The organism is Paracoccus spongiarum, assembly GCF_030732095.1.
Classification (GTDB): domain Bacteria; phylum Pseudomonadota; class Alphaproteobacteria; order Rhodobacterales; family Rhodobacteraceae; genus Paracoccus; species Paracoccus spongiarum.
Genome location: NZ_JAVAMQ010000013.1, coordinates 65,101 through 91,854, shown reverse-complemented (window position 1 = coordinate 91,854; position 26,754 = coordinate 65,101). Strand labels below are relative to the sequence as shown.

Genomic DNA, 26,754 nt, shown 5'->3' with positions numbered 1-26,754 from the left:
GGATACTCCGCGCTCGCACTTCCTTGGCGAAGCTGTGATCGCGTTGATCCTCTTCAGATAGACCAGGATCCGGGAGCTCGCCATACTTCTCTATCAGAGCCTTATGTTTGCCCAAGCGCATTCGGAGCCGCTCTGACATGCCAATGTAGATTGGCGAAGCAAAATTGGGGGCGGACGCTTCTAGAACCGCGCGTATCGTACCGAGTCGAGCCGGATCTTCTACGATCCGATCCAACAAGGTTTCCGATAGCGTCGGCTGGTGCTCCATCTTCCCTTCGTAACGAGGCTTCAACGGACCACGCAGTTGGGCTGAATAGGGCTGCTCACGGAAGTAACGGAAGATCGTCTCGTCAAGGAATTCACGGACGGCATCCTTGGCCGCAGATGTGCCTCGGCCTTCTTTCAGTTCAACGATCTCGGAGGTGATTCGGTCGAGGTCGAAGACCGTGATCTCGGGTGTGTAGTACCAAGCGTAAACCCCGGGCGCTGCGGGTGCATCACCGATCTCATGCCAGCTGTAAATCGCCATAGATGATTATAACGCCCTTCACGTCGACCGACAGAGGTCTCTGCGAGCGAATCGATCTACGCAGGCCGGCCTCTCCACTTTGACCCTAGCAAGGAGTGATCACCCATGCACCGGCACGTGGACGGCACTCTAAGGACACGACCAAGGCTACATTTTTCCCTGCTCGCGTGAAAGCGGAATGCCATATGACTCTGCGTGTTAGCAGAGATGCCCCCATATCTTCGGTAACTTTGAATGTCTGACTGGGGTTCGTGCTCCGCTGTCGCACCCCGTTGGCTACCGATAGCTCGATCCCGGTGGTTGATCCTGCTATGGAGTGTTGACGGTACTTTTGGGCGTCCCCGTGAGTTACGCTGGGCAGGCAAAAAATCGGGTCTGAGGGGCGATTGACATCGATAGATGCCGGAACCGCGAAAATATTTTTTCTGGCAGTTTTCTCAATGAAATCAAAAGCGTAGTATTTTGACGGCCTCACAGTCGGAGATTGGCCGTCAGAACGGGCGCTTACTATCGAGTTTTCATACACTTATGGGTAATTCGGACGATCGAGTGGGAATGAGGGCCTAGCCACCGCCCCGACGGTGCGGCCCCGACCCTGGCGGCAAACAGGCCGCTCCAGCCAACAGGCCCCGCCCGCGAGGACGAGGCCTGTCAGCCGATCTTGCAGTCGCGAGGGTCAGGCCAGCTTCGGCGTGATCTTCAGGCTGCCGCGCGTGGCGTCCGAATAGGGGCAGACATGATGCGCGCCGGCGATCAGGTCTTCGGCAACGTCCCGCTCGACGCCGGGCAGTCCCACAGTGATGTCGACGTCCAGCCCGAAGCCGCCATCGTCGCGCGGACCGATGCCCACACCGACCTGCACGGTCGTGTCGGCTGGCACCTTGATCTTCTTCGAGGCCGCATAGTGCCGCAGCGCCCCCATGTAGCAGGCGGCATAGCCGGTTGCGAACAGCTTTTCGGGGTTCAGCCCGTCGCCGCCGGGACCGCCCAGTTCCTTCGGCACGGTCAGATCGGCCTTGAAGCTGCCATCATCGACCTCCGAATGGCCGTCGCGTCCGCCACCCTTGGCCGTGGCGCTGGTGCGATAGAGAATCTCGGTCGGCATGCTGTCCTCCTGATTGATCTTCTGCGATTTGATCGCACAACAGGTAAATTCGGCGCGTCGGTTTGTCAACCTTGCGATTGCATCGCGCGCGATCTATCTTGGCCGCATGACCGCCGCATCACCCTCCATCGGGCCATCGATCGTCGCATCTCCCGGCCTGCCCGCCATGCTGTGCTTTGACGTCTATTCGCTGAATCTCGCCTTCGGACGAGCCTACAAGCCGCTGCTTGAGCCACTGGGCCTGACCTATCCGCAATATCTGGTGCTGCTGACCCTCTGGGCCGAGGATCGGCAAAGCGTCGGGCGGATCGGCGCGGCGTTGGGCCTTGACTCCAGCACCCTGACGCCGCTGCTGAAGCGGCTGGAAGCGGCGGGCGTGCTGCGCAGGCATCGCGACGACCAGGACGAGCGGCGCGTGCTGGTCAGCCTGACCGAGGCCGGCCGGGTTCTTCAGCAGCGCGCCGAGGCGGTTCCGGCGACGATGGCCGAGGCGACCGGAATGACGCTCGCGGAAATGCGGCAGATGCATCAGGCGCTGACCCGGCTGCGGCAGGCGCTGCGCGACGGCGGGATGGGCGGCGCGGGCGGCGGCGACCCTTGCGCCTGACGTCGGCAGGGTGCATGGGACGCGCGTGATGAGCCAGTTCGACGACATTTCCGGCATGGAGACGCTGCGCGCCCGGATCGACGCCCTCGATGCGGCGCTGATCGCGCTGTTCGCGCAGCGCCGCGCCCTGATCGATCGCGCCGCCCGAATCAAGGCGGGCAGCGACCTTCCTGCCCGGATCGACTGGCGGGTCGAGCAGGTTGTCGCGAATGCGCGTCGGCATGCCGCGGATGCAGGGCTGGACCCCGAGCTCTTCGAGAATATCTGGCGACAACTGGTCGAGGCTGCGATCGCGCAGGAGGACCGCCACCTGAGGGGAGATCGCCCATGACCGCCACGCCCATCGACGGCAAGGCCTTCGCCGCGGACCTGCGCGCCCGCATCGCCCGCGAGGTCGTCGCGCTGGCAGCCCGCGGCATCACGCCGGGGCTTGCGGTCGTGCTGGTGGGCGAGGATCCGGCAAGCCAGGTCTATGTCCGCTCGAAGGGCAAGCAGACCCGCGAGGTCGGGATGAATTCCTACGAGCATCGTCTGCCCGCCGAGACCGGCGAGGCCGAGCTTCTGGACCTGATCGCGCGGCTCAACGCCGACCCGGCCGTGAACGGAATTCTGGTCCAGCTGCCATTGCCGGCGCATATGGACGAGGCGGCAGTCATCGGCGCCATCGATCCCGACAAGGATGTGGACGGGTTTCACGTCCTCAATGTCGGGCGGCTGGCGACGGGCCAGAAGGCAATGGTGCCCTGCACGCCCCTGGGCTGCCTGATGCTGCTGCGCGACAGGCTGGGCGATCTGTCGGGCCGCCGGGCGGTGGTGATCGGCCGCTCGAACATCGTCGGCAAGCCGATGGCGCAGCTGCTGCTGCGCGACAGCGCCACGGTGACCATCGCCCATTCGCGTACCCGCGACCTGCCGCAGCTGTGCCGGGAGGCCGAGATCCTGATCGCGGCCGTCGGGCGGGCGCATTTCGTCAAGGCGGACTGGATCAGGCCGGGCGCGACGGTCATCGATGTCGGCATCAACCGGACCGAGGCCGGGCTGGTCGGCGATGTGGACCACGCCGCGGCGCGCGAAGTCGCGGGGGCGATCACGCCGGTGCCCGGTGGCGTCGGTCCGATGACCATCGCCTGCCTGCTGGCCAATACGCTGACCGCCACCGCGCGGGCCAACGGCCTGCCCGACCCCGAAGGCCTGACCCCCTGAGCCTGCATCCGGCGGGCAGCGTCGGGGGCAGTGCCGGGGGCCGTGGCCCGGGCTGCGCTCAGCCCTCGAACAGTTTGGCCTGCGGCTGGGGCGCGGGCGCGTCAAGGCCCAGATGCCGCCAGGCCCTGTGCGCCAGCTGGCGGCCACGCGGGGTTCGCGCGATCAGCCCCTGCTGCAGCAGATAGGGCTCGATCACCTCCTCGATGGCATCGCGGCTTTCCGAGAGCGCCGCCGACAGCGTCTCGACGCCGACCGGGCCGCCGCCGTAATGCTGGGCCATCAGGGTCAGATAGCGCCGATCGGCGCCGTCCAGCCCCAGATCGTCCACACCAAGCCGCGTCAGCGCCGTATCCGCGATGGCACGGGTCAGCCGGCCGTCGCCCTCGACCAGGGCGAAGTCGATGACCCGGCGCAGCAGCCGGCCGGCAATGCGCGGGGTGCCGCGCGCACGCCGGGCGATTTCGCGCGTGCCTTCGGGCTCGGCCTCGATGCCCAGCATCCGCGCGCCGCGCTGTACGATCATGTCGAGTTCGGCGATCTCGTAGAATTGCAGCCGCGTGGGGATACCGAAGCGGTCCCGCAGCGGGGTGGTCAGCAGGCCCAGCCGGGTGGTCGCGCCGACAAGTGTGAAGGGCTGCAACTCGATCCGGACGGTGCGCGCGGCAGGCCCCTCGCCGATCACCAGATCCAGTTCGAAATCCTCCATCGCGGGATACAGCACCTCTTCGACGGCCGGGTTCATGCGGTGGATCTCGTCGATGAACAGTACGTCGCGCGCTTCCAGATTGGTCAGGATCGCCGCCAGATCTCCGGCGCGGGCGAGGACGGGACCGGATGTCATGCGGAAATTGACGCCAAGCTCGCGGGCCATGATCTGCGCCAGCGTGGTCTTGCCAAGGCCGGGCGGGCCGAAGAACAGCGTGTGATCCATGGCCTTGCCGCGCATCCGGGCACTGTCGATGAAGACGCGCAGATTGGCGCGGGCCTCGGCCTGGCCGACGAAATCGGTCAGCGCCTGAGGGCGCAGGGCGCGATCCTCGGTCTCGCCCTCCATCTGCTCGGCGCGCAGGGTAGGGTCGGGCTGGGTCATCGGATGGCCCGGCATGCCGCGGGACGCCGACCGGTTCGCGGGGCCGACACAGGGACGGGATGGTTGCGGCGACAATCGCAGCAGGTGCGGTGTTTTCGGGTCATGGCATCACCCCCTTGGCGCCAGCAGGCGCAGCGCAGCCCGGATCAGCGCGGGCGTGGCTGCATCGGCATCCTGCGCCTGCGCCTCGGCCACCGCGGCTACCGCCTCGGACTGGCCGTAGCCGAGATTGACAAGAGCCGACAGCGTCTCGGAAATCGCCACCGCCCGCTGCGCCGACGCCCCCGGGGGGCGCGCCTCGACGCCGGCCATCGAGGCCGGCGCCGAGGCGGCGGACGGGCCGGGCTCGATGCCCGGCCCGTCCGCACCCCCCGCCACGACCGTGGCATCAACGGTCAGCTCGCCACCCAGCGCCATGATCGCCGGCGCCTTGTCCTTCAGCTCCAGCACCACGCGCTGCGCCAGTTTCGGTCCCACGCCCTGCGCCCTGCGCACCGCCGACCAGTCGCCAAGCGCGATGGCCTGCGACAGCCCGTCTGCCCCCAGTGTGCCCAGCACCGCCAGAGAAACCTTGGCGCCGACGCCCTGCACGCTGGTCAGAAGCCGGTGCCATTCCTTCTCCAGCAGCGTCGGAAATCCGAATAGCTGCAACAGATCCTCGCGCACCAGCAGATCGGTATACAGCGCGACCATCTGACCCGCCGGCGGCAGGCCGGCCGAAGTGCGGTCGCTGACATGGACGACATAGCCCACCCCGCGCACATCGATCAGCACCTGATCGCGCGCCCGGTGCAGGATCACGCCAGCGATGCGGCCGATCATGCCACCCCCCTCTGCCCCGAGACCACCCGCAGCGCCCGCCCCTGCAGGTGATGCGCATGGCAGATGGCGATGGCCAGCGCATCCGCCGCATCCGGGCCCGCGAAGCTGACGCCCGGCAACTGCACCCTCACCATGTGCTGGACCTGTTCCTTTCCGGCATGTCCCACGCCCACCACCGTCTTCTTGACCGCATTCGGCGCATATTCCCCCACCTGCAACCCCGCCTCGGCCGGCGCCAGCAGCGCGATGCCCCGCGCCTGCCCCAGCTTGAGCGTGCCCGCCGCGTCGCGGTTCACGAAGGTCTGCTCGACCGCCGCGGCATCGGGCGCATATTGCGCGATCACGGCGCAAAGCCCGCGGAATAGCACCGACAGCCGTGCGCCAAGTTCCGTCTCGGCCCCGTCCTGGCCGGTGCGGATCACGCCATTCGCGACATGGCCCAGCCGCGACCCCTCGACCGTGATAACGCCCCAGCCCATGTTCCGCAAACCCGGATCGATGCCCAGAACCCGCATGTCTGCCCCCTGCCCGTTTTTTCAATGGCTAGCACGAAACACGAACATCGACCAGTGCCAGTTGCGGCCGCCAGATCCGTGACCGCGGCCCCGGCCCGCCGCCGCCGCCGCGCCCGGGCCAGGATCACGCAAATCCGGGCGACACGAGGCCCCGCCCCGGCATTCCCCGGACCGCGGGCCGGATTTGACCTCCGAAGCATCCTCCGGCAAGCCTGCGCGGGTTGACTCCGGCAACGCCTGCCACCAGAAAAACCAGAACCATAAAAACGCACGAACGAACGGGGAAGACGATCCGATGTCGCCAGCTCTCATCGCGATGCTACCCTTCATCGGCGCGCTGCTGCCCGGTCTGCTGGTCCGATCGGGGCGCAGCGTGGCCGCGACCGCCTGCGGCACGACGACGCTGGTGGCGCTTCTGGGGCTGCTTCTGCACAGTCCGGCGATCATGCGCGGCGAGGTGATCACCGCCCGCTTCGACTGGCTGCCGATGATCCAGCTGAACGCGAATTTCCGCATCGACGGGCTTGCCCTGCTGTTCGGCATCCTGATCCTGGGAATCGGGCTTCTGATCATCACCTATGCGCGGTTCTACCTGTCGCGGAAGGACCCGATCGGCAAGTTCTACACCTATCTGATGCTGTTCCAGGGCGCGATGATCGGCATCGTGCTGTCCGACAACATCCTGCTGCTGCTGATCTTCTGGGAGCTGACCTCGCTCAGCTCGTTCCTGCTGATCGGTTACTGGCGTCACCTGCCGGCAGGCCGGCAGGGCGCAAGGATGGCACTGGCGGTCACCGGCTCGGGCGGGCTTGCGATGATCGCGGGGATGCTGATCCTTGGCCAGATCGCGGGCAGCTATGACATCAGCGACATCCTGAACGCCAGGGAGGCGATCCAGTCCAGCCCGCACTATACCACCGCGCTGGTGCTGATCCTGATCGGGGCTTTCACGAAATCGGCGCAGTTCCCGTTCCATTTCTGGCTGCCCCATGCGATGGCCGCGCCCACCCCGGTCAGCGCCTATCTGCACAGCGCGACGATGGTCAAGGCCGGGCTGTTCCTGATGGCGCGGCTGTGGCCGGTGCTGGCCGGGACCGAGCAGTGGTTCTGGATCGTCGCGACGACGGGGCTGGTGACGATGCTGCTGGGCGCGGTGATCGCGGCCTTCAAGGACGACCTCAAGGCGCTGCTGGCCTTTTCGACCGTCAGCCATCTGGGGCTGATCACCATGCTGCTGGGCTTCGGCACGCCCGAGGCGGCCGTCGCGGCGGTGTTCCACATCATCAACCACGCCACCTTCAAGGCCGCCCTTTTCATGAGCGCGGGGATCATCGACCACGAGACGCATACGCGGTCCATCGCGCGGCTGGGCGGCCTGCGACGGCTGATGCCCATAACCTTCGCCATCGGCACCATCGCGGCGCTGTCCATGGCCGGCATCCCGCCCCTGAACGGCTTCCTGTCGAAAGAGATGATGCTTTACGAGGCCAGCCATCTGGAACAGGCCCGCCAGGGCTTCATGGTGGTGGCGACCATCGCGGCGCTGTTCTCGGTCGGCTATTCGCTGCGCTTCATCTTCCACGTGTTCCTGGGTCCGCAGCGCGACGACTATCCGCATCATCCGCATGATCCGGGCTTCGGCATGTGGGCCGGTCCCGCGCTGCTGGCGGCGCTGGTGATCCTGATCGGGCTGTTCCCGAACACCATGGCGGGCTGGCTGGTCGATGCCTCGGCCAGTGCGGTGACCGGCGAGGTCCAGAACTCGGACATCTACCTGTGGCACGGGGTTAACGCGGCACTGATCATGTCGATGATCGCGATCGCGGGCGGCGCCCTGCTGCTGCGCCTGCATTCGCCGCTGCTGGCCGCCTGGGAGGCCGCGCCGCGCCCCGAGGCCAAGACCATCTTCGATGCCCTGGTGCTGCGCCTGGTGCGGGGCGGACGCGCGCTGACCGACAACCTCACCAACGGCTCAATGCCGCGCGCCCTCGCGGCATTCACCCTCGCCACGCTGTTCTGCGGCGGACTGGCCTGGTATACGGGCGAGGCCGGGCCGGTCACCCGCCCGATGCTGCCCATCGAGGTGGTGCCCTTCATCGGCTGGCTGCTGGCGATCATCGCGACCGGCTGCATGGTGTTCTTCCATCGCATCCGGGTCCTTGCGCTGGTGCTGATCGGCATTGTGGGGCTGATGGTCTCGGCCTTCTTCGCCTATTTCTCGGCGCCCGACCTGGCGCTGACGCAGATCTCGGTCGAGGTGGTGACGGTCATCCTGCTGCTGCTGGCACTGAACTTCCTGCCCAAGCGGACCCTGACCGACACCCCCTCGGTGCGGCGCGGCTGGGATGCCTTCATCGCGACCCTGGCCGGGCTGGGCTTCGGCGGGCTGACCTATGCGATCCTGCGCCGCGACTTCGCCTTTCCTACCATCTCGGACTACCAGCTTGCCAACAGCTACAAGGGCGGCGGCGGCGACAACGTCGTGAACGTCATCCTGGTGGACTTCCGCGGCTATGATACCTTCGGCGAGATCACCGTGCTGGGCATCGCGGCCATCGCGATCTTCGCGCTGACCCAGACCCTGTTGCAGGGGCGGTCGTCACGCAGGCTGCGCAACTGGGTACATGAACAGCGCCGCGCGGGCGACCGCCACCCGCTGATGCTGGTGATCGCGACGCGGGTGATCCTGCCGATCTCGCTGATGGTGGGCATCTACATCTTCCTGCGCGGCCACAACCTGCCGGGCGGGGGCTTCATCGCCGGCCTCGTCGTCGCGATCGCCTTGCTGATGCAGTACATGGCCTCGGGCTATGCCTGGGCGCAGGATCGCCAGGCCCTGCCGTATCATGCGCTGATCGGCGCCGGCGTCGTCGCGGCCAGCGTGACCGGCATCGGCGCGTGGTTCAACGGCCTGCCCTTCCTGACCTCGGCCTTCGGCTACTTCAAGCTGCCCTTCATCGAGGAATTCGAGCTCGCGACCGCGATGGGCTTCGATCTTGGCGTGTTCCTGTGCGTGGTGGGCGCGGTGATGCTGGCGCTGAACTCGCTGTCGCGCATCGCGCGCCATGCCGGAGAGACCGTGAACGTCAAGCCGATGGACATCGACCTCAGCGACGAACAGACAAGGGAGGCGCAGTGATGGAACTGCTGGTAGCCTCGGCCGTCGGCGCGATGACCGCCGCGGGCATCTATCTGATCCTGCGGCTGCGCAGCTTTGCGGTCGTGCTGGGCATGACGATGCTGACCTATGCGATCAACGCCTTCCTGTTCGCATCGGGCCGGCTGGTGGTGCATCTGCCGCCGATCCTCAGGGATCACTCGGGCACCGTGCCGCCCGACACCTACACCGATCCGCTGCCGCAGGCGCTGGTGCTGACCGCCATCGTCATCAGCTTCGGGATGACCGCGGTGGTGGTGATGATGGCGCTTGGCGCCTTCATCGAGGGCGGTGACGATCACATCAACATGCCCGAGAACGACCGCATCATGCCCCCGCTGAAGACCATCGACGACAGCCCCGCCGAGGACGAGACCGCATGAACCACTGGCTGATCGCTCCGGTCCTGCTGCCCGCGTTGCTGGGTTCGCTGATGGTGCTGTGGATGCGCCACGACCTGCTGCAGCAACGGGTGTTCGGCATCGCCGGCAGCGTGCTGACGCTGGGTGCCGCGCTGTGGCTGACGGCGATGGCCGCCGACGGGCAGGTGCATGTCTATCGTCTCGGCAACTGGCCCGCGCCGTTCGGGATCGTGCTGATGCTGGACAGGCTGGCGGCGCTGATGCTGCTGCTGTCGGCGGTGCTGGCGCTGGTGGTGCAGCTTTACGGCATCGGCTCGGGCTGGGACCGCAAGGGCTGGCATTTCCACGCGCTGTGGATGTTCCAGATGATGGGGCTGAACGGCGCCTTCCTGACCGGCGACGCCTTCAACCTGTTCGTCTTCTTCGAGGTGCTGCTGATCGCCAGCTACGGGCTGATGATCCATGGCGGCGGCCCGATGCGGCTGCGCGCCGGCGTGCAATACATCAGCTACAACCTTGCCGGCTCGGCGCTGTTCCTGGCCGCACTGGGCACGCTCTATGCCGTCACCGGCACGCTGAACATGGCCGACATGGCCGAACGCGTGGCGATGATGCCCGCCGAGGACACGGCGCTGCTGCGCACCGGCGCGGTGCTGCTGCTGGTGGTCTTCGCCATCAAGGCGGCCATCGTGCCGCTGCATTTCTGGCTTCCGGCGACCTATGCCAACGCGCCCGGCCCGGTGGCCGCGTTGTTCGCGATCATGTCGAAGGTCGGCGTCTACGCGATCATCCGGTTCTTCACGCTGGTGTTTCCGCAGGACACGGTGATCGAGACGATCGCCACCGACCTGATCCTGCCTGCCGCGCTGATCACCCTGGCGCTGGGCCAGATCGGCGTGCTGGGGACCCGCAGCCTGACCCGGCTGGCGGCCTTCGCGGCCATCGCCTCGGTCGGCACGCTGATGATCCCGGTCGCGCGCTTCGATGCGGCCGGGCTGACGGCGGGCCTCTACTACATGCTGCACTCGACCCTCGCGGGGGCGGCGCTGTTCCTGGTCGTGGACCTGATCGCGGCGCGCCGGGGGGGCGATTTCTGGCTGCGGCTGCGCCCGGCGATCCGCAACACCGGTCTGGTATCGGCGCTGTTCTTCGCCACGGCAATCGCCGTCGTGGGCCTGCCGCCGCTGTCCGGCTTCCTCGGCAAGCTGATGATCCTGTCGGCCACGCTGGACGACCCCTGGATGGCCGGAATCTGGGCCACGATCCTCGTGACCTCGCTGATCGCGCTGATGGGCTTTGCCCGCGCCGGCTCGATCCTTTTCTGGAAATCGCACGAGATGGACCCGCAACCCGGCAATGACAGCGACGAGGGCCAGCGCCCGGTGCGCGGACCGATCCCGACCAGGCTCGAAACCGACGAACCGATCCAGGATGTCGGCGATTCCGCCGCCCCCTGGCTCGCTTTCGCCGCAGTCGGCGGATTGCTGGCCGGCACGGTCGCCCTGGCGCTGTTCGCCGGTCCGCTGACCGGATATCTTCGGCAGACCGCGGCGCAGCTGACCGATCCGGCCCCCTATCTCGAATCGGTGCTGCGCCAGCAGGAGGGTTCGCGATGATCCGGCGCCTGTTTCCCCATCCCTACCTCTCCGCGGTGCTGGTGGTGGTGTGGATGCTTCTGGTCAACCGCTTCGCCTGGGGCTCGCTGGTCTTCGCGATCATCCTCAGCATCGCCATCCCGGCCATGACCAGCCCCTACTGGCCGGACCGCGCCCGGCTGCGGCACCCCGGAAAGATCCTCGCCTACGTGCTTCTGGTGCTGCGCGACATCATAACGGCCAATATCCAGGTGGCGATGATCGTGCTGTTCAAGCCCAACCGGCTGCTGCAACCCGCCTGGATCACCGTGCCCCTGGACCTGCGCTCGCCCGAGGCGATCACGGTTCTCGCCGGCACCATCACCCTGACCCCCGGCACGGTCAGCGCGGACCTTTCGCAGGACGGGCATGCGCTGCTGGTCCATTGCCTGCACGCGCCCGACCCGGCCTCGGTGATCGACGACATCAAAAGCCGCTACGAGGCCCGGCTGAAGGAGATATTCGAATGATCCCCTACGCACTCGCCTTCGCCTTCGGCTGCTTCGGCATCGGCCAGCTGTTCTGCCTCTACCGGATCGTCATCGCGCCGGGCGTCGGCGACCGGGTCCTCGCGCTGGACACGATGGCGATCAACATGATCGCGCTGATCGCGCTGTTCGGCATCCTGCACGACACCACGATGTATTTCGAGATCATGATGCTCTTCGCCATGGTCGGCTTCGTCTCGACCGTCGCCTATGCCAAGTTCCTGCTGCGCGGCGACGTGATCGAATAAGGGGGCATCCGCATGGACCAGATCGCAGAAATCCTCATCTCCGCCGTGCTGGTGATCGGCGGCATCTTCGGCCTCGTGGGCTCGTTCGGGCTGGTCAAGCTGCCCGACCAGATGACCCGGCTCCACGCACCCACCAAGGCCGCGACGCTCGGCGTCGGCGGCGTGCTGATCGCCTCGATCTGCTGGTTCGGCTTCTTCAGCGATCAGGGCAGCTGGCATGAACTGCTGATCACGCTGTTCCTGTTCCTGACCGCGCCGATCACCGGGCTGATGATCGCCAAGACGAACATGCACCTCACCTGGCGGCCCGAGGAATTGCCCTATCCGGGCGAGGACATGCACTGGGCGACCTATGGCGATTCGGCCGAGCGCAGCCTGATGGACGCCGTCCCCGAAATCGACCGCGCAGAGCGCGACCACCGCGAATAGCCGTCCCCTCGCCCGCCCCTTTGCCTTGGCGAAAATATCCTCGGGGGGGTCCGGGGGGCAGACGGCCCCCCGGCGGCCGCATCCCGTGCCTCCGCCTCGCTCCCGCGCCCGACTACCGCGACGCGCTATTCCTCGATCACGTCCAGAACCCCCGGCACGGCCCGCAGCGCCTGCCGGGCCGGCGTGGTCAGCGGCGCGTCATTCGCCACCTCGATCTCGATCAACTCGCTGCCCTCGCGGATGCGCAGCAGCAGCGGTCCGCGCGAGCGGGCCGACACCGCCAGTTCGCTGCGCAGGCGGCCCAGCACCTCGGCCAGCCGCGGGATCGTGTCAGCGCCCTGCATCTCGACCGCAAGGCAGCCGGCACCCGCATCGGCCACCGCATCGTCCAGCCGGGTCACCGAATTGGCCAGCATCTTGACCTCGTCGCCCGACGGCTCGACCTTCACCTGCAACACCAGGTTCTCGCCCGGCTCCAGCCGGTCGCGCGCCGCCGTCAGCAGGTCCGAGAACACCGTCACCTCGTAAAGCCCGGTCGGGTCGGACAGGCTGACAAAGGCGTATTGCGTGCCCTTGGCCGATTTCCGCTCCATCCGCGCCGCGACGGTCCCGGCGATCTGGGTCACCAGCGGCCCGCCCGCCGCCTCGGCGGTGATCTCTGCCAGGGTCTGGACCTTCTTGCGGCGCAGCGCGGGCAGATAGTCGTCCAGCGGATGTCCCGACAGATAGAAGCCGATGGCCTTGTGTTCCTCGGCCAGCTTCTCCGAGGGCAGCCAGACCGGCGCGATGGCGGCCCGCGGCGGCGGCAGATCCTCGCCGCCGCCGAACAGGCTTGACTGGCTGGACCCGGCCTGCGCCTGCACGGCCGCCGACCACGCCACCAGCCCGTCCAGCGATTTCAGCACCCGGGCGCGGTTGTCGTCCAGCCGGTCAAAGGCCCCCGCCCGCGCCAGCATCTCCAGCGGCCGCTTGCCCACCCGCTTCATGTCCACGCGCCGGGCAAAATCATGCATGTCGCGGAAGGCGTCATCCCCGCGCGCGGCATGGATCAGCCGCATCGCCTCGATGCCCACGCCCTTCAGGGCACCGAGGGCATAATGGATGCGGCCGCCGGCGACGGTGAAACTCGGCGCCGATCCGTTGACGCAGGGGGCGACGATCTCGATCCCCATGCGATCGCATTCGCGCTTGTAGATGGCCAGCTTGTCGGTCAGGTGGATGTCGCAGTTCATCACCGCCGCCATGAACTCGACCGGGTGGTTCGCCTTCAGCCAGGCGGTCTGGTAGCTGACCACCGCATAGGCGGCGGCATGCGACTTGTTGAAGCCGTAATTGGCGAACTTCTCCAGCAGATCGAAGACCTCGCCCGCCTTCTTCTCATCGACGCCGTTGGCGATGCTGCCCTTGATGAATTTCGGCCGCTCCTTCGCCATCTCGGCGGCGATCTTCTTGCCCATCGCGCGGCGCAGCAGGTCGGCGCCGCCAAGGCTGTATCCGGCCATGACCTGCGCGATCTGCATCACCTGTTCCTGATAGACGATGATGCCCTGCGTCTCGGCCAGGATGTGGTCGATGCTGGGATGGATCGATTCCAGATCGCGCAGCCCGTTCTTGACCTCGCAATAGGTCGGGATGTTCTCCATCGGGCCGGGACGATACAGGGCCACCAGCGCGACGATATCCTCGATGCAGGTCGGCCGCATCCGCCGCAGCGCATCCATCATGCCGCTGGATTCCACCTGGAACACGGCAACCGTGCGGGCGCTGGCGAACAGCTCATAGCTGGCGCTGTCATCCAGCGGGATCGCGTTGATCTCGTTCTCGGCCCCCGCCGGCGGGTCGTAGAGAAGGCGCCCGTCGGCCGCCACATGCAGCGGACGCCCGCCGCCATTGATCAGATCGACCGCGTTCTGGATCACCGTCAGCGTCTTCAGCCCGAGAAAGTCGAACTTGACCAGCCCGGCCTGCTCGACCCATTTCATGTTGAACTGGGTGGCCGGCATGTCCGAGGCCGGATCGCGATACAGCGGCACCAGCCGGTCCAGCGGCCGGTCCCCGATCACCACCCCCGCCGCATGGGTCGAGGCGTTGCGATACAGCCCCTCGATCTTGCCGGCATAGTCCAGCAGGCGGCCGACGACCTCCTCGCGGGCCGCCTCGCGCAGCCGCGGCTCGTCGGCAAGCGCCTTGGCGATGCTGACCGGCTTGACACCCTCGACCGGGATCATCTTCGACAGCCGGTCGACCTGCCCGAAGGGCAGCTGCAGTACCCGGCCGACATCGCGCACCGCGGCCTTGGACAGCAGCGCGCCGAAGGTGATGATCTGGCCGACCTTGTCCCGGCCATAGCGTTCCTGCACATAGCGGATCACCTCCTCGCGGCGATCCATGCAGAAGTCGATGTCGAAATCCGGCATCGAGACCCGCTCGGGGTTCAGGAACCGCTCGAACAGCAGCGAATAGCGCAGCGGGTCCAGATCGGTGATGGTCAGCGCATAGGCAACCAGGCTGCCGGCGCCCGAGCCGCGGCCCGGCCCGACCGGGATCCGGTGATCCTTGGCCCAGCGGATGAAATCGGCCACGATGAGGAAATAGCCGGGAAAACCCATCTGCTCGATGATCCCCAGCTCGAACTCCAGCCGCGCGTGATAGTTTTCGACGGCCACGGCATGGGGAATGACCTTCAGCCGCGCCTCGAGCCCCGCTTTGGCCTGCCGGCGCAGTTCGGCCACCTCGTCCTCGGCAAATCGCGGCAGGATGGGCTTGTGCCGGCTGACCGCGAAGGCGCAGCGGCGGGCGATCTCGACGGTGTTCTCCAGCGCCTCGGGAAGGTCGGCAAACAGCACCGCCATCTCCTCGGGCGATTTGAAATAATGCTGCGGGGTCAGGCGGCGGCGCGGCTGCGACTGGTCCACATAGGCCTTTTCGGCGATGCAGATCAGCGCATCATGCGCCTCGTAGAGATCGGGCCGGGCGAAATAGACATCATTGGTCGCGACCAGCGGAAGGTTCCGGGAGAAGGCAAGATCGATCAGCCCGGCCTCGCTGGCGGCCTCGGCGGGCATCAGCTGCCCGTTCTCGCCGGGATGGCGCTGCAGCTCGACATAGAGGCGGCCCGGAAATGCCTGCGCCAGCCCCAGCGCAAGATCCGCGGCCCTGTCGGCCCGTCCCTGCGCCACCAGCAGGCCCAGGGGGCCCGCAGCCCCGCCGGTCAGGCAGATGAGACCCGCGGCGTGAGCGGCAAGCTCCTCCACCGTGACATGGGGCAAGGCGCCCCCGTCACGCAGATAGAGACACGACGACAGCGCCATCAGGTTCAGCCAGCCCGCCTCGTCCTGCGCCAGCAGCACCACGGGCCCCACGGCCTCGGCGGCCAGGGTGACCTGGCAGCCGATGATGGGCTGCACCCCCTTCTCGACCGCCTTGACGCTGAATTCGAGCGCCGCGAACATCGCATTGGTGTCGGTCAGCGCGACGGCCGGCATCCCTGCCTCGGCCGCAAGCGACGCCAGCTTGCCGACAGGGATCGCACCCTCAAGCAGCGAATGTTCGGAATGCGTGCGCAGATGGATGAAGTGGGGGGATCGTGCTGTCATGCGCCCATGACTATCCCAGCAGGGGCGGCGCCTGCAATCGCCCTGCGGCGCGGCCGGGCCGCGCCAGCCCATCTTCCGCATGATGGCGCGGAAGGTAGAATGGGGGCGCTGCCCCCGTCCCTGCGGGACTCCCCCGGGATATTTTGCCCCAAGGCAAAGACGATCACGCCCCGTCTCCGGGAGGAAACGGGGCGCTTTGCCTTGGACGGTCATCGGCGTCCCCGCCTGTACCGCACCGGCACTATGCCTCGGCCGGGGTTAAGGACTGGTTAACCCGCTTTGTCTTGGCTCAAATATCCTGCGGGGGGAGCTGCGCCGAAGGCGCGGCCGGGGGGCGCAAAGCCCCCCGCCAGCGGTTCGGACAGGGTGTCCGGCCTCAGCCCATGCGCTCGCTGACATAGCTGCCGGGGGAAGCGGGGAAAACCACTGTCTTGGCGCCGTTCAGGAACACGCGGCCGTGGATGTGGGCATGGACCGCCCGTGACAGGACCTGGCTTTCCACGTCGCGGCCGAGGCTGACATAGTCGCCAGGGCTTTGCGCATGGGTCACCCGCACCGTGTCCTGTTCGATGATCGGGCCCTCGTCGAGATCCGCGGTGACGTAGTGCGACGTAGCGCCGATCAGCTTGACCCCGCGCTCATAGGCCTGCTTGTAAGGGTTCGCGCCCTTGAAACTGGGCAGGAAGGAATGGTGGATGTTGATGATCCGGCCCGACATCTCCTGGCACATCCGGTCCGACAGCACCTGCATGTAGCGTGCCAGCACCACCAGCTCGGCGCCGCTGTCCTGGATGATGTCCATCTGCCGCGCCTCGGCCTCGGGCTTGTTGGCGGCGGTGACCCGGATGAGGTGGAACGGGATGTCGTGGTTCACGACGACCTTCTGGTAGTCGTGATGGTTCGACACCACGCCGACGATGTCGATCGGCAGCGCGCCGATCCGCCAGCGATAGAGCAGGTCGTTGAGGCAGTGGCCGAAGCGGCTGACCATGATCAGCACCTTCTTCTTCACCGCCTCGTCGGTGATCTCGACCTCCATGCCGAGTTCCGCTGCCACCGGCGCGAAATCGGCGCGCAGGCTGTCCAGCGTTGCCTTTCCTTCCGAGCGAAAGCTCATCCGCATGAAGAACCGGCCCGTTTCAGTGTCATCGAACTGCGCGCTGTCGGTGATGTTGCAGTCCTGTGCCGCAAGAAAGCCCGAGATGGCCGCGACGATGCCGCGGGTCGAGGCGCAGGTGACGCGCAGGGTAAAGCTTTTCATCGGCTGGATCCGTCCCTTACATGCTGGAACGGGCCGCGCGATTGCGGCCCGCCCCCGCATTTCGTCCGATTGGCGACGCAGGACAATCGCGATTCCGACACCGCCGGCGGTTCATGCGACATCCATCCGATCCTGCGCCCTCAGGCGGCGGGCATCCGGGCCTCGACCATGCCGGCATACCAGCTGGCGCCGGCCGGAATCGCGTCGTCGTTGAAGTCATAGGCCGGGTGATGGACCATCGCGGTATCGCCATTGCCCACGAAGATGTAGGCGCCGGGCCGGGTGTTCAGCATGTAGCTGAAATCCTCGCCGCCCATCATCGGCTGCATCGTCATGTCCACGTCGCCCGCGACCTCGCGCGCCACATCCGCCGCCCAGACCGTCGCCTGATCGTCGTTCACGGTGACCGGATAGCCGCGCTGGTAGTCGACCTCGGCCGTCGCACCCATCGCCGCCGCGATGTTGGTGGCGACGCGGGCGATGCCTTCCTCCAGCTGGTCGCGCACCTCCGCGTCCAGGCTGCGCGCCGTGCCCTTCAGCCGCACGACATGCGGGATCACGTTATGCGCGGTCGAATCGGTCGCGACCACGCAGACCGAGATCACCGCGTTCTTCAGCGGGTCGATGTTGCGGGCCACCACAGATTGCAGCGCCACGATGATCTGGGCCGCGGTCAACGTGGTGTCGATGCATTCATGCGGCTTGGCGGCATGCCCCCCCTTGCCGGTCACGGTGATGTCGAACTGGTCGGCGGCGGCCATCATCGCGCCGGGCTTGATGGCGAAGGCCCCGACCGGAATGCCCGGCATGTTGTGCATGCCGTAGAATTCCTGGATGTTCCAGCGTTCGGCCAGCCCGTCGCGGATCATCGCGTCGCCGCCGCCGCCGCCCTCTTCGGCCGGCTGGAAGATGACGATGGCGGTGCCGTCGAAATTGCGCGTCTCGGCCAGGTATTTCGCAGCGCCCAGCAGCATCGCGGTGTGGCCGTCATGGCCGCAGGCATGCATCTTGCCGGGCGTCTTCGATGCGTGCTCGGCACCGGTCTGTTCGGTGATCGGCAGCGCGTCCATGTCGGCGCGCAGCCCGATCACCCGACCGTTGCTGTCGCTGCGGCCTCGGATCACGCCCACCACGCCGGTCTGGCCGATGCCCTCGACCACCTCGTCGCAACCGAAATCGCGCAGCAGAGCCGCGACCCGGCCCGCCGTTCGATGAACGTCATACAGCAGTTCGGGATGTTCATGGAAATCGCGCCGCCAGGCGGTGATCTCGGGCAGCAGTTCGGCGAAGCGGTTCTTGACGGGCATGATCGGTCTCCTTCACCCCACAGGGTAGTCGATTGTGCCTGCGCTGCAAGTGCCGCGGCACCGCCCGCCACCGGGGCCGTCAGCCGTGCGTCACCGGATCGACCAGCACCCGGTGCCCCGGCGCCACCTCGCGATAGACCGACGGCGCGGCCTCGTACCCGACCGGGTGGATCGGCGAGGGGATGGGCCGGAAGTTCAGGTCCTCGCTGATCTTCTTGCGGCGCGGATCGGCGACCGGCACCGCCGACATCAGCTGGCGGGTATAGCTGTGCTGCGGGTTCTCGAACACCTGCGCGCGGGTCCCCATCTCGACGATGCGGCCCAGATACATCACGCCGACATGATGGCTGACGCGTTCGACCACCGCCATGTCGTGGCTGATGAACAGCATCGAGATACCCAGATCCTGCTGCAACTCCATCAGCAGGTTCAGGACCTGCGCCTGGACCGAGACATCCAGCGCCGACACCGCCTCGTCGGCGACGATCAGCCGCGGGTTCAGCGCGAGGGCGCGGGCGATGGCGATGCGCTGGCGCTGGCCGCCCGACATCTCGTGCGGATAGCGGCGCATGAAGCTGCGCGGCAGCTCGACCCGGTCGAACAGCGCCGCGATCCGGTCCTGCCGTTCGCTGCGGCTGCCGATGCCGTAATTCTGCATCGGCTCGGCCACCTGGTCATACAGCTTCATGTGCGGGTCGAGGCTGGCGAAGGGATCCTGGAAGATCATCTGCATGTCGCGCCGGGCGCGGCGCAGCGCCGATTGCGACAGCGCGATGATGTCGGTCCCGTCCAGATCGACGCGCCCCGACTGCGGTTCGACCAGCCGCAGGATCGAGCGTCCGCAGGTCGATTTCCCGCAGCCGGATTCGCCGACAAGCGACATGGTCTCGCCGGCGTTGATCGTGAAGCTGACATCCTCGACCGCGTGGACATGGGCGACGGTGCGCCGCAGCACCCCGCCCTTCACGGCAAAGCGCGTGACGAGGTTCTGCACGGTCAGCAGCGGCCGGGGATCGGCGACGACGATCGGCTCGGGCGCGCCCACGCTGCCATCGCGCATCAGCCGCAGTCGTTCGGGCGCGGGCTTGCCGGTCATCTCGCCAAGCCGGGGCACGGCGGCCAGCAGCATCTTGGTGTAATCCTCGCGCGGGGCCTCGAAGATCTGCTCGACCGGGCCCTCCTCGACCTTGTCGCCGCGATACATGACCACCACCCGGTCGGCCATCTGCGCGACCACGGCCATGTCATGGGTGATGAACAGGACCGCGATCCGCTTTTCGCGCTTCAGCCGGTCGATCAGGGCAAGGATCTCGGCCTGGATGGTCACGTCCAGCGCCGTGGTGGGCTCGTCGCAGATCAGCAGGCGCGGCTCGCAGGCCATGGCGATGGCGATGACGACGCGCTGGCGCATGCCGCCTGACAGCTCATGAGGATACTGGTCCATGCGCCGTTCGGGTTCCGGGATCCGGACCTGCTTCAGGATCTCCAGCGCGCGGTCGCGGGCCTCGGCCTTGCTCAGCCCGCGATGGACGACCAGCCCCTCGGTCAGCTGCTCGCCCACGGTGAAGACCGGGTTCAGGGCGGTCATCGGCTCCTGGAAGATCATGCCGATCTGGTTGCCGCGGATGTCGCGCATGGCGGGCGTCGACTGCCGGGCCAGGTCGATCGGCGTGCCGTCGCCCGGATCGAACATCAGCCGGCCGCGGGTGATCGTTCCGCCGCCGAACTCGACCAGCCGCATCAGCGACAGCGAGCTGACCGACTTTCCCGATCCGGATTCGCCCACCACGCAGACGCACTCGCCGGGCCTGATGTCGAAGCTGACATCCTTGACGCCCACCACCACGCCGTCATTCGTCTCGAACTCGACGCGAAGTTCCTCGATGGAGACAAGCGGCTCCTGATCCAGCATCGGGCATCCTCCGGCTTGGTGCAGCGGAAAGGCTAGCGGGCATCCGCGGAAACGCAAAGTCGAAAGATTGCGAAGCTGACCAAGCGATAGGTCTTGCTTTCGCGGCTGGCTTTGTTTGAAACTTGCCACATTCCGCAGGGGCGACGGCACGTCAGGAACAACCCGGCACAGACGGGGATGAAGATGAAAAGGGAAAGCCCGGCAAAGGCTTGCAGCGATTCTTCTGCCGCGGGCCCCGCGGGCCGAACTTCCAACAGGAGAACGACATGAAACTGAGAACCTTGCTGATGGGCGCCGCCGCCTCGCTGGTGCTGGCTCCGGCCGCGATGGCCGAGCGTGGCGCCGACGGAGCGGTCAGCATCATCATGTGGCAGGCGCCCTCGACGATGAACATGTATCTGTCCAGCGGCACCAAGGACATCATCGCCGCCAGCATGGTGCTGGAGCCGCTGGCGAGCTTTACCCCCGAGGGGACGCTGACGCCGCGGCTGGCGACCGAAATCCCCTCGCTGGAAAATGGCGGCATCGCCGAGGACCTGACCAGCGTCACCTGGAAGCTGAAAGAGGGCATCAAGTGGTCGGATGGCACCGACCTGACCGCCGATGACGTGGTGTTCACCGCCAATTACTGCATGGATCCGAAGGGCGGCTGCGCGCAGCTGGCCAAGTTCGAGGGGATTTCCGCGGTCGAGGCGGTCGATCCGCTGACCGTGAAGATCACCTTCACCGAACCGCGCCCCGATCCCTTCTCGGCCTTCGTCGGCGGCCAGGCGCCGATCCTTCAGAAGGCGCAGTTCGAATCCTGCCTGGGCGAGGCCGCGCCGACCTGCACCGAGCAGAACTTCAACCCGATCGGCACCGGCCCGTTCAAGGTGGTCGAGTTCCGCACCAATGACGTCATCACCTTCGAGGCCAACCAGGAATATCGCGACCCCGCCAAGCCGGCCTTCGCGACGCTGACCATGAAGGGCGGCGGCGACGCCGCGGCGGCTGCCCGCGCCGTGCTGGAAACCGGCGAATTCGACTATGCCTGGAACACCCAGCTTGCCCCCGAGGTGCTGGCCGGGATGGAGGCCAACGGCAAGGGCCGCGTCGAGGCCGCCTTCGGTTCGCTGGTGGAACGCATCCATGTCAACCTGACCGACCCCTCGCCCTCGCTGCCCGAGGGCGAGCGGTCGACGACCAAGCATCCTCACCCCTTCCTGACCGACCTTGCGGTGCGCAAGGCGCTGTCGATGGCCATCGACCGCAACCTGCTGACCGAGATCGGCTACGGGCCGGCCGGCCAGCCCACCTGCAACCTGGTGCCGGCCCCGGCCGCGTGGGCCTCGGACAACACCGAATGCCTGACGCAGGACATCGAGGGGGCCAAGGCCCTGCTGGAAGAGGCGGGCTGGGTCGCCGGGCCCGATGGCGTCCGCACCAAGGACGGGATGCGGCTGTCGCTGCTTTACCAGACCTCGGTCAACGCCGTGCGGCAGGACTTTCAGGCGCTGATCAAGCAATGGTGGTCGGAAATCGGCGTCGAGACCGAGCTGAAGACCATCGACGCCTCGGTGTTCTTCGGCAGCGACGCCGGCTCGCCTGACACGCTGCAGAAATTCTATGCGGACGTCGAGATGTATGCCAACAATTTCGAAGGCAACAACCCCGAGCCCTATCTGGCCAAGCAGACCTGCGACAAGGCCCCGGGCCCCGAGAACCAGTGGCAGGGCGAAAACACCAGCCGCTATTGCGACCCGGAATATGACAAGCTGGTGGTCGAACTGGGCAAGACCGTCGATCTCGCCGCGCGGGGCGAGCTGGGCAAGCGCATGAATGACATGCAGACCAAGGACAGCCACTCGGTCATTCCCCTGGTCTATCGCGGCACCGCCTCGGCGGTCAGCAACACGCTGGGTGGGGTGATGCTGAACGCCTGGGACACCGAGATCTGGAACGTCGCCGACTGGCATCGGATCAAGGAGTGACCTGATCGCAGGGCCGCCCCTCCGACAATGGCGGGGCGGCCCCCTGCCCGCCGCTGCAACGGCACGGCGCAGGCATCGAACCGGCGGGCGGAACTAGGGACGGACGGCGTCGAGGACGGATCATGCCAATCACGCAACCCATCTGGCAGGACGACACATGCTGAATTTCACGATTCGTCGCCTCTTGCTGGCCATCCCGACACTGATCTTCATCTCGCTGGTGATCTTCCTGCTGCTCGAGGCGTCGCCCGGCGACCCGCTGGGTGATGTGCCGCTGACCGTGCCGCCCGAGGTCAAGGAGCGTATGCGCGAGGCGCTTGGGCTGGGACAGGCCTGGTATGTGCGCTACGGGCTCTGGCTGAAGCAGTTCTTCTGGGTCGAGCCGCTTTACTGGTTCGACAGCCTGTTCGGCACCGGCTTCAGCGACGGGATGCAGCGCATCATCAGCTTCCAGTCGCGCAGCCCGGTCTTTGACGTGATCGCGCAGCGCGTGCCGCAGACCCTGACGGTGATCGGCATGTCCTATCTGGTCGGCGTGCTGATCGCGATCCCGATCGGCATCATCTCGGCCTACCGGCAGTATTCCTGGTTCGACCAGATCGGCACCTTCGTGTCGATGATCGGGTTTTCCATGCCGACCTTCTTCACCGGGGTGGTTCTGATCATCATCTTCGGGGTCAAGCTGCAATGGTTTCCCTCGGTCTACGACACCACGCTGGTGGTGCGCGACTGGGACAGCTTCCTTGCGCAGGTGCGCCAGATGGTGATGCCGGTGACGGTGCTGGCGCTGTACAACGCCGCCCAGATCAGCCGCTTCATGCGGGCCTCGATGCTGGACAATCTGGGGCAGGACTATGTGCGCACCGCCCGCGCCAAGGGGTTGTCCGAACGGACCGTGGTGCTGAAGCATGTGCTGCGCAACAGCCTGATCCCGGTCGTCACGGTGATCGCGCTTGGCCTGCCCGCGGTGTTCGGCGGCGCCCTGATCACCGAGCAGGTCTTCAAGGTCAACGGCATCGGCCAGTTGCTGATCACCGCCATTTACGCCAACGACATCCCGATGGTGCTGACGGTGACGTTCCTGTTCGCGATCCTGATCGTGATGTTCACCCTGATCGCCGACATCCTCTATGGCGTCCTGGACCCGAGGATCCGCTATGACTGACCGCGAACGCCAACAGGCCCTGGACAGCGCCGAGCTTGTGGCAGAGACCGCCGGACCCGCCCCCGTCACCGGCGAGTTGCCGCCCGACGATCCGGTGGCCGCTGGCGGCGAGACGCGCAGCCAGTGGCGCGATGTCTGGCGCCAGTTCCGCAGCCACAAGGGCGCGATGGTGGCGCTGGTGCTGTTCCTGGGCATCTTGCTGTTCGTGTCGGTCGGGCCGCTGATCTGGACGCTGGATGCCACCTATGTCGATATCCGGGCGCGCAATTCGGGCTTTTCGGCGGCCCATCCGCTGGGCACCGACCAGCTTGGCCGCGACATGCTGGCGCGGCTGATGGCGGGCGGGCGGGTCTCGATCGCGGTGGGCCTGACCGCGATGGTGATTGCCGTCACCCTGGGCAGCTTCGTCGGACTGGTGGCGGGGTATTTCCGGCGCATGGACGCGCCGCTGATGCGCCTGACCGAACTGTTCCTGGCGCTGCCGCTGCTGCCGCTGCTGCTGTTGATGGTGACGCTTTTCCGCGAGTCGCTGTCGCAGAGCTTCGGGCCGGCGATGGGCATCTTCATCCTGATCGTCGGCGCGATCGGCGCGACCAGCTGGATGCAGGCGGCGCGGATCGTGCGCGGCGACGTGCTGGGCCTGAAAGAGCGCGAGTTCATCCTGGCCGCCAAGTCCATCGGCACGCCGCCCGCGCGGATGATCCTGCGCCATGTGCTGCCGAACGTGCTGTCGCCCATCATGGTGGCCGCGACGCTTGGAATCGCCACCGCGATCATCACCGAAAGCGCGCTCAGCTTTCTGGGGCTGGGCTTCCCGCCGGACTTCCCGACCTGGGGGCGGCTTCTGTTCGATGCGGTCGACCAGATGGTGCTGTATCCCAGCCGGGTGATCCTGCCGGGCCTGTTCATCTCGCTGACGGTGCTGTGCGTCAACTATGTCGGCGACGGGCTGCGCGACGCGATGGATCCCCGGATCAGGGGGCGGTGACGGCCCGCCCCCCGCGATGCGCCCGGCTCAATAGGCCGCGCCGCCGGTTTCGGACGGCAGGGCGCCATAGGGCAGCCAGATCGTCTTGACCTGCGCGGCATGGTGCAGGAAGTCCTCGCCCTGCGCCTCGGCCGAGGTCCAGTCGCGGTTTCCGGGCGACCACACCGGCTTGAGGTTGCCGCCCGCCGCGCGTTCCACCGCCGCAAGGCCGTCTCGGTGGCCGACATACCACATGGCGGCCACGCCATCATGGGCAGCCGCCGTCAGCGCCAGATCATCCTTCGGGCCGGTGACGATGTTCACGACCCCTCCCGGCAGGTCCGAGGTGTCGAACACCTGATAGAGGTCGGCCACCGGCAGCGGATCGTCCTGCGCCGGGATCGCGACCACGCTGTTGCCCATCGCGATGGCCGGCATCACCAGCGACATGAAACCCGCCAGCGGCTGGCCGTTCGGACAGGCGATCGCCATCACGCCGAAGGGTTCGGGGATCACATTCAACAGATGGCCCGGCCTCGCCTGGACATTGCCGCCGTCGAACTTGTCCGCCCAGGCGGCATAGTGGAACGCCCGGGCGATGGCGGCATCGACCTCGGCGCGGCTGGTTCGGCGCGCGAATTCGTCTGCGCGTGCCGACAGGTTCTCGGCGATGTAGTACAGCACCTGCGCGCGGGCATGTCCGCCCATCGCGGCCCATTTGCCGGCCTTCGCCGCCGCCTCGACGGCGTTGCGGATGTCCTTGCGGTTGCCCAGCGGGGCCAGCCCGCCCGGCACGGCATAGGTCGCCCCGCCGTCCGGGCGCTTCTGTGCGCCGCCGACGTAAAGCTTGGCCGTGCGGTCGATCCCGGCGCCCCGGGCCGCCGTGTCGCCGGGCATGAGGACCGGCGCCTGCGCCGGTTTTTCCTTGACCGGCCTCGGCTGGGGGGCCGCCAGATAGTCGCGCATGCCGGCCCGGCCACCCTCGCGTCCGAAGCCGCTTTCGCGATAGCCACCAAAGGGCGCGGCCGCGTCAAAGACATTGGCGCAGTTGATCCAGATCACCCCGGCCCTGATGCGGGCGGCGATGTCGGTGGCGATGGCCGCGCTTTCCGACCAGACCGATCCGGCCAGGCCATAGCGCGTGTTGTTGGCCAATTCGACCGCCTCGTCGGCCGTGCGAAAGGTCGACAGCGTGGCGATGGGTCCGAAGATTTCCTGCTCCATGCCCGGATTGGCGGGCGCGATGTTGCGCAGATAGCCGGGCGCGATGAAGCAGCCCTCGCCGGGCTGGCCGCCCACCAGTTCGGCGCCGGCATCGGTCGCGGCGCGGCAGATCGACAGGATCCGATCCTTCTGCACCGGATCGACGATCGCGCCGATATCGGTCGACTTGTCCAGCGGTGCCCCCACCCGCAGCCGGGCCATCCGGGCGCGCAGCAGATCCTCGAAACGGTCGGCCACCGCCTCGGCCACGAGGATGCGCGAGCCGGCGCAGCAGACCTGCCCCGGGTTGAACCATATCGAATCCACCACCCCCTCGACCGCCGCGTCCAGATCGGCATCGGGCATGACGACGAAGTGCGACTTGCCCCCCAGTTCCAGCGTCAGGCGGGTGCCACGGCCCGCCAGCCGGCCGGCGATGTCGCGCCCGACCTCGGTCGATCCGGTGAAGGCGATCTTGTCGACCTCGGCGGCGACCAGTGCCGCACCCGTGGCACCGTCGCCGGTGACGATGTTGACCACGCCAGCGGGCAGGCCGATCTCGGCGCAGATTTCGGCAAAGGCCAGCGCGGTCAGCGGCGTGTATTCGGCCGGCTTCAGAACGACGGTATTGCCGGCAGCCAGGGCGGGCGCGATCTTCCAGGCCAGCATCAGCAGCGGGAAGTTCCACGGGATGATCTGGCCGCAGACACCCAGGGGGCCGTGGCCGGGAAAGGCGCTGTCGCGCAGTTCGGCCCAGCCTGCATGGTGATAGAAATGCCGCGCCACCAGCGGAATGTCGATGTCACGGCTTTCCCGGATCGGCTTTCCATTGTCCAGCGTCTCCAGCACCGACAGGAAGCGTTCGCGCTTTTGCACATGCCGGGCCAGCGCATAGAGGTAGCGCGCCCGGCCGGTTCCGCCGAGCCGTTCCCATTTCGGCTGGGCCTTGCGGGCGGCCCTGACGGCGCGGGCCACGTCGTCGTCGCCGCCCTGCGAGACCTGCGCCAGCGTCTCGCCGGTCGACGGGTCGCGTGTGGCGAAGGTCCGGCCCGCTTCGGTGAAGGCGCCGTCGATGAAATGGCCGAAACTGCCGCGCGCGGCCAGCCAGTCGCGCACGGCGGCGCTGTCCTCGACCGACGGGCCATAGTCCATGCTGTCCATGATTTCGCTCACGCGGCTCATAC

The 26,754-nt window shown here is 67.0% G+C and carries 22 protein-coding genes; 12 read left to right on the top strand and 10 right to left on the bottom strand.

All coding sequences use genetic code 11. From position 1 onward, the window contains the following. Both Q5Y72_RS14205 and Q5Y72_RS14200 read right to left on the bottom strand, forming a co-directional pair. Window positions 1-529 (bottom strand): hypothetical protein (locus Q5Y72_RS14205; protein WP_305964083.1); only part of this gene is annotated, 529 nt, incomplete at its 3' end. 676 nt (window positions 530-1,205) lie between these two features. Continuing rightward, a complete protein-coding gene (locus tag Q5Y72_RS14200; RefSeq protein ID WP_305964082.1) occupies window positions 1,206-1,634 on the bottom strand; it encodes an organic hydroperoxide resistance protein in 429 nt (142 codons plus the stop codon). A 106-nt stretch (window positions 1,635-1,740) separates the two neighbouring features. Here Q5Y72_RS14200 and Q5Y72_RS14195 point away from each other — a divergent pair, with 106 nt between their 5' ends. The 3 genes from Q5Y72_RS14195 to folD are packed head-to-tail and all read left to right on the top strand — an operon-like array spanning window position 1,741 to window position 3,444. Then, complete coding sequence (locus Q5Y72_RS14195) at window positions 1,741-2,241, top strand: MarR family winged helix-turn-helix transcriptional regulator (RefSeq protein WP_371930833.1); 501 nt, start codon at window positions 1,741-1,743, stop codon at window positions 2,239-2,241. 28 nt (window positions 2,242-2,269) lie between these two features. Beyond that, window positions 2,270-2,572 carry a chorismate mutase gene (locus Q5Y72_RS14190; protein ID WP_305964081.1) on the top strand — a complete coding sequence of 101 codons (303 nt, stop codon included), beginning with the start codon at window positions 2,270-2,272 and terminating at the stop codon, window positions 2,570-2,572. Continuing rightward, window positions 2,569-3,444, top strand: coding sequence for a bifunctional methylenetetrahydrofolate dehydrogenase/methenyltetrahydrofolate cyclohydrolase FolD (folD, locus tag Q5Y72_RS14185; RefSeq protein WP_305964080.1), 876 nt, complete (start codon window positions 2,569-2,571; stop codon window positions 3,442-3,444). The genes Q5Y72_RS14190 and folD overlap by 4 nt, the downstream gene beginning before the upstream one ends. Window positions 3,445-3,502: 58 nt before the next feature. Here the strand turns inward: folD and ruvB are convergent, their stop codons facing one another. From ruvB to ruvC, 3 genes are all read right to left on the bottom strand, one after another. Further along, a complete protein-coding gene (ruvB, locus tag Q5Y72_RS14180) occupies window positions 3,503-4,534 on the bottom strand; it encodes a Holliday junction branch migration DNA helicase RuvB (protein ID WP_305964079.1) in 1,032 nt (343 codons plus the stop codon). Between the two features lie 108 nt (window positions 4,535-4,642). Beyond that, entirely contained in the window at window positions 4,643-5,356 is a 714-nt protein-coding gene (gene ruvA, locus Q5Y72_RS14175) for a Holliday junction branch migration protein RuvA (RefSeq protein ID WP_305964078.1), read from the bottom strand. After that, window positions 5,353-5,871 (bottom strand): crossover junction endodeoxyribonuclease RuvC, encoded by a 519-nt coding sequence (ruvC, locus tag Q5Y72_RS14170; RefSeq protein ID WP_305964077.1) that lies wholly within the window; start codon window positions 5,869-5,871, stop codon window positions 5,353-5,355. Before ruvC ends, ruvA begins: the two co-directional genes overlap by 4 nt. A 295-nt stretch (window positions 5,872-6,166) precedes the next feature. Here ruvC and Q5Y72_RS14165 point away from each other — a divergent pair, with 295 nt between their 5' ends. The 6 genes from Q5Y72_RS14165 to Q5Y72_RS14140 are packed head-to-tail and all read left to right on the top strand — an operon-like array spanning window position 6,167 to window position 12,189. After that, on the top strand, window positions 6,167-9,010 hold the full coding sequence (locus tag Q5Y72_RS14165; protein WP_305964076.1) for a monovalent cation/H+ antiporter subunit A: 2,844 nt from the start codon (window positions 6,167-6,169) through the stop codon (window positions 9,008-9,010). Further along, the gene (locus tag Q5Y72_RS14160) at window positions 9,010-9,411 is read left to right on the top strand and encodes a Na+/H+ antiporter subunit C (RefSeq protein WP_305964075.1); all 402 of its coding nucleotides are present in this window, start codon (window positions 9,010-9,012) and stop codon (window positions 9,409-9,411) included. The genes Q5Y72_RS14165 and Q5Y72_RS14160 overlap by 1 nt, the downstream gene beginning before the upstream one ends. After that, a complete protein-coding gene (locus tag Q5Y72_RS14155; protein WP_305964074.1) occupies window positions 9,408-11,006 on the top strand; it encodes a monovalent cation/H+ antiporter subunit D in 1,599 nt (532 codons plus the stop codon). The genes Q5Y72_RS14160 and Q5Y72_RS14155 overlap by 4 nt, the downstream gene beginning before the upstream one ends. Further along, a complete protein-coding gene (locus Q5Y72_RS14150) occupies window positions 11,003-11,494 on the top strand; it encodes a Na+/H+ antiporter subunit E (protein WP_305964073.1) in 492 nt (163 codons plus the stop codon). The genes Q5Y72_RS14155 and Q5Y72_RS14150 overlap by 4 nt, the downstream gene beginning before the upstream one ends. Next, window positions 11,491-11,760: a K+/H+ antiporter subunit F gene (locus tag Q5Y72_RS14145; protein ID WP_305964072.1), complete on the top strand. Its 270-nt coding sequence runs from the start codon at window positions 11,491-11,493 to the stop codon at window positions 11,758-11,760. Before Q5Y72_RS14150 ends, Q5Y72_RS14145 begins: the two co-directional genes overlap by 4 nt. 12 nt (window positions 11,761-11,772) lie before the next feature. Next, entirely contained in the window at window positions 11,773-12,189 is a 417-nt protein-coding gene (locus Q5Y72_RS14140; protein WP_305964071.1) for a Na+/H+ antiporter subunit G, read from the top strand. 125 nt (window positions 12,190-12,314) lie between these two features. Here the strand turns inward: Q5Y72_RS14140 and dnaE are convergent, their stop codons facing one another. From dnaE to Q5Y72_RS14120, 4 genes are all read right to left on the bottom strand, one after another. Continuing rightward, window positions 12,315-15,785 (bottom strand): DNA polymerase III subunit alpha, encoded by a 3,471-nt coding sequence (gene dnaE / locus Q5Y72_RS14135; RefSeq protein ID WP_305964070.1) that lies wholly within the window; start codon window positions 15,783-15,785, stop codon window positions 12,315-12,317. A gap of 376 nt (window positions 15,786-16,161) precedes the next feature. After that, entirely contained in the window at window positions 16,162-17,046 is an 885-nt protein-coding gene (gene purU / locus Q5Y72_RS14130; protein WP_305964069.1) for a formyltetrahydrofolate deformylase, read from the bottom strand. Between the two features lie 140 nt (window positions 17,047-17,186). Continuing rightward, window positions 17,187-18,353 carry a M20 aminoacylase family protein gene (locus Q5Y72_RS14125; protein WP_305964068.1) on the bottom strand — a complete coding sequence of 389 codons (1,167 nt, stop codon included), beginning with the start codon at window positions 18,351-18,353 and terminating at the stop codon, window positions 17,187-17,189. Between the two features lie 79 nt (window positions 18,354-18,432). Then, window positions 18,433-20,265, bottom strand: a complete 1,833-nt coding sequence (locus Q5Y72_RS14120; RefSeq protein WP_305964067.1) for an ABC transporter ATP-binding protein — start codon at window positions 20,263-20,265, stop codon at window positions 18,433-18,435. 266 nt (window positions 20,266-20,531) lie between these two features. Here Q5Y72_RS14120 and Q5Y72_RS14115 point away from each other — a divergent pair, with 266 nt between their 5' ends. The 3 genes from Q5Y72_RS14115 to Q5Y72_RS14105 all read left to right on the top strand — a co-directional run bounded on the left by Q5Y72_RS14115 (window position 20,532) and on the right by Q5Y72_RS14105 (window position 24,388). Next, a complete protein-coding gene (locus Q5Y72_RS14115) occupies window positions 20,532-22,235 on the top strand; it encodes a peptide ABC transporter substrate-binding protein (protein ID WP_305964066.1) in 1,704 nt (567 codons plus the stop codon). A 157-nt stretch (window positions 22,236-22,392) separates the two neighbouring features. Then, window positions 22,393-23,400, top strand: coding sequence for an ABC transporter permease (locus tag Q5Y72_RS14110; RefSeq protein WP_305964065.1), 1,008 nt, complete (start codon window positions 22,393-22,395; stop codon window positions 23,398-23,400). Beyond that, on the top strand, window positions 23,393-24,388 hold the full coding sequence (locus Q5Y72_RS14105) for an ABC transporter permease (RefSeq protein WP_305964064.1): 996 nt from the start codon (window positions 23,393-23,395) through the stop codon (window positions 24,386-24,388). The genes Q5Y72_RS14110 and Q5Y72_RS14105 overlap by 8 nt, the downstream gene beginning before the upstream one ends. A 27-nt stretch (window positions 24,389-24,415) precedes the next feature. On the opposite strand, the gene Q5Y72_RS14100 is transcribed toward Q5Y72_RS14105, so the two are convergent. Next, entirely contained in the window at window positions 24,416-26,752 is a 2,337-nt protein-coding gene (locus Q5Y72_RS14100; RefSeq protein WP_305964063.1) for an aldehyde dehydrogenase family protein, read from the bottom strand. Window positions 26,753-26,754 lie beyond the last annotated feature (2 nt).

Excerpts from the sequence above, each read along its gene's own strand:
- Q5Y72_RS14200 (WP_305964082.1), bottom strand. The coding sequence starts at position 1,634 with ATGCCGACCGAGATTCTCTATCGCACCAGCGCCACGGCCAAGGGTGGC.
- Q5Y72_RS14195 (WP_371930833.1), top strand. The coding sequence starts at position 1,741 with ATGACCGCCGCATCACCCTCCATCGGGCCATCGATCGTCGCATCTCCC.
- Q5Y72_RS14190 (WP_305964081.1), top strand. The coding sequence starts at position 2,270 with ATGAGCCAGTTCGACGACATTTCCGGCATGGAGACGCTGCGCGCCCGG.
- folD (WP_305964080.1), top strand. The coding sequence starts at position 2,569 with ATGACCGCCACGCCCATCGACGGCAAGGCCTTCGCCGCGGACCTGCGC.
- ruvB (WP_305964079.1), bottom strand. The coding sequence starts at position 4,534 with ATGACCCAGCCCGACCCTACCCTGCGCGCCGAGCAGATGGAGGGCGAG.
- ruvA (WP_305964078.1), bottom strand. The coding sequence starts at position 5,356 with ATGATCGGCCGCATCGCTGGCGTGATCCTGCACCGGGCGCGCGATCAG.
- ruvC (WP_305964077.1), bottom strand. The coding sequence starts at position 5,871 with ATGCGGGTTCTGGGCATCGATCCGGGTTTGCGGAACATGGGCTGGGGC.
- Q5Y72_RS14165 (WP_305964076.1), top strand. The coding sequence starts at position 6,167 with ATGTCGCCAGCTCTCATCGCGATGCTACCCTTCATCGGCGCGCTGCTG.
- Q5Y72_RS14160 (WP_305964075.1), top strand. The coding sequence starts at position 9,010 with ATGGAACTGCTGGTAGCCTCGGCCGTCGGCGCGATGACCGCCGCGGGC.
- Q5Y72_RS14155 (WP_305964074.1), top strand. The coding sequence starts at position 9,408 with ATGAACCACTGGCTGATCGCTCCGGTCCTGCTGCCCGCGTTGCTGGGT.
- Q5Y72_RS14150 (WP_305964073.1), top strand. The coding sequence starts at position 11,003 with ATGATCCGGCGCCTGTTTCCCCATCCCTACCTCTCCGCGGTGCTGGTG.
- Q5Y72_RS14145 (WP_305964072.1), top strand. The coding sequence starts at position 11,491 with ATGATCCCCTACGCACTCGCCTTCGCCTTCGGCTGCTTCGGCATCGGC.
- Q5Y72_RS14140 (WP_305964071.1), top strand. The coding sequence starts at position 11,773 with ATGGACCAGATCGCAGAAATCCTCATCTCCGCCGTGCTGGTGATCGGC.
- dnaE (WP_305964070.1), bottom strand. The coding sequence starts at position 15,785 with ATGACAGCACGATCCCCCCACTTCATCCATCTGCGCACGCATTCCGAA.
- purU (WP_305964069.1), bottom strand. The coding sequence starts at position 17,046 with ATGAAAAGCTTTACCCTGCGCGTCACCTGCGCCTCGACCCGCGGCATC.
- Q5Y72_RS14125 (WP_305964068.1), bottom strand. The coding sequence starts at position 18,353 with ATGCCCGTCAAGAACCGCTTCGCCGAACTGCTGCCCGAGATCACCGCC.
- Q5Y72_RS14120 (WP_305964067.1), bottom strand. The coding sequence starts at position 20,265 with ATGCTGGATCAGGAGCCGCTTGTCTCCATCGAGGAACTTCGCGTCGAG.
- Q5Y72_RS14115 (WP_305964066.1), top strand. The coding sequence starts at position 20,532 with ATGAAACTGAGAACCTTGCTGATGGGCGCCGCCGCCTCGCTGGTGCTG.
- Q5Y72_RS14110 (WP_305964065.1), top strand. The coding sequence starts at position 22,393 with ATGCTGAATTTCACGATTCGTCGCCTCTTGCTGGCCATCCCGACACTG.
- Q5Y72_RS14105 (WP_305964064.1), top strand. The coding sequence starts at position 23,393 with ATGACTGACCGCGAACGCCAACAGGCCCTGGACAGCGCCGAGCTTGTG.
- Q5Y72_RS14100 (WP_305964063.1), bottom strand. The coding sequence starts at position 26,752 with ATGAGCCGCGTGAGCGAAATCATGGACAGCATGGACTATGGCCCGTCG.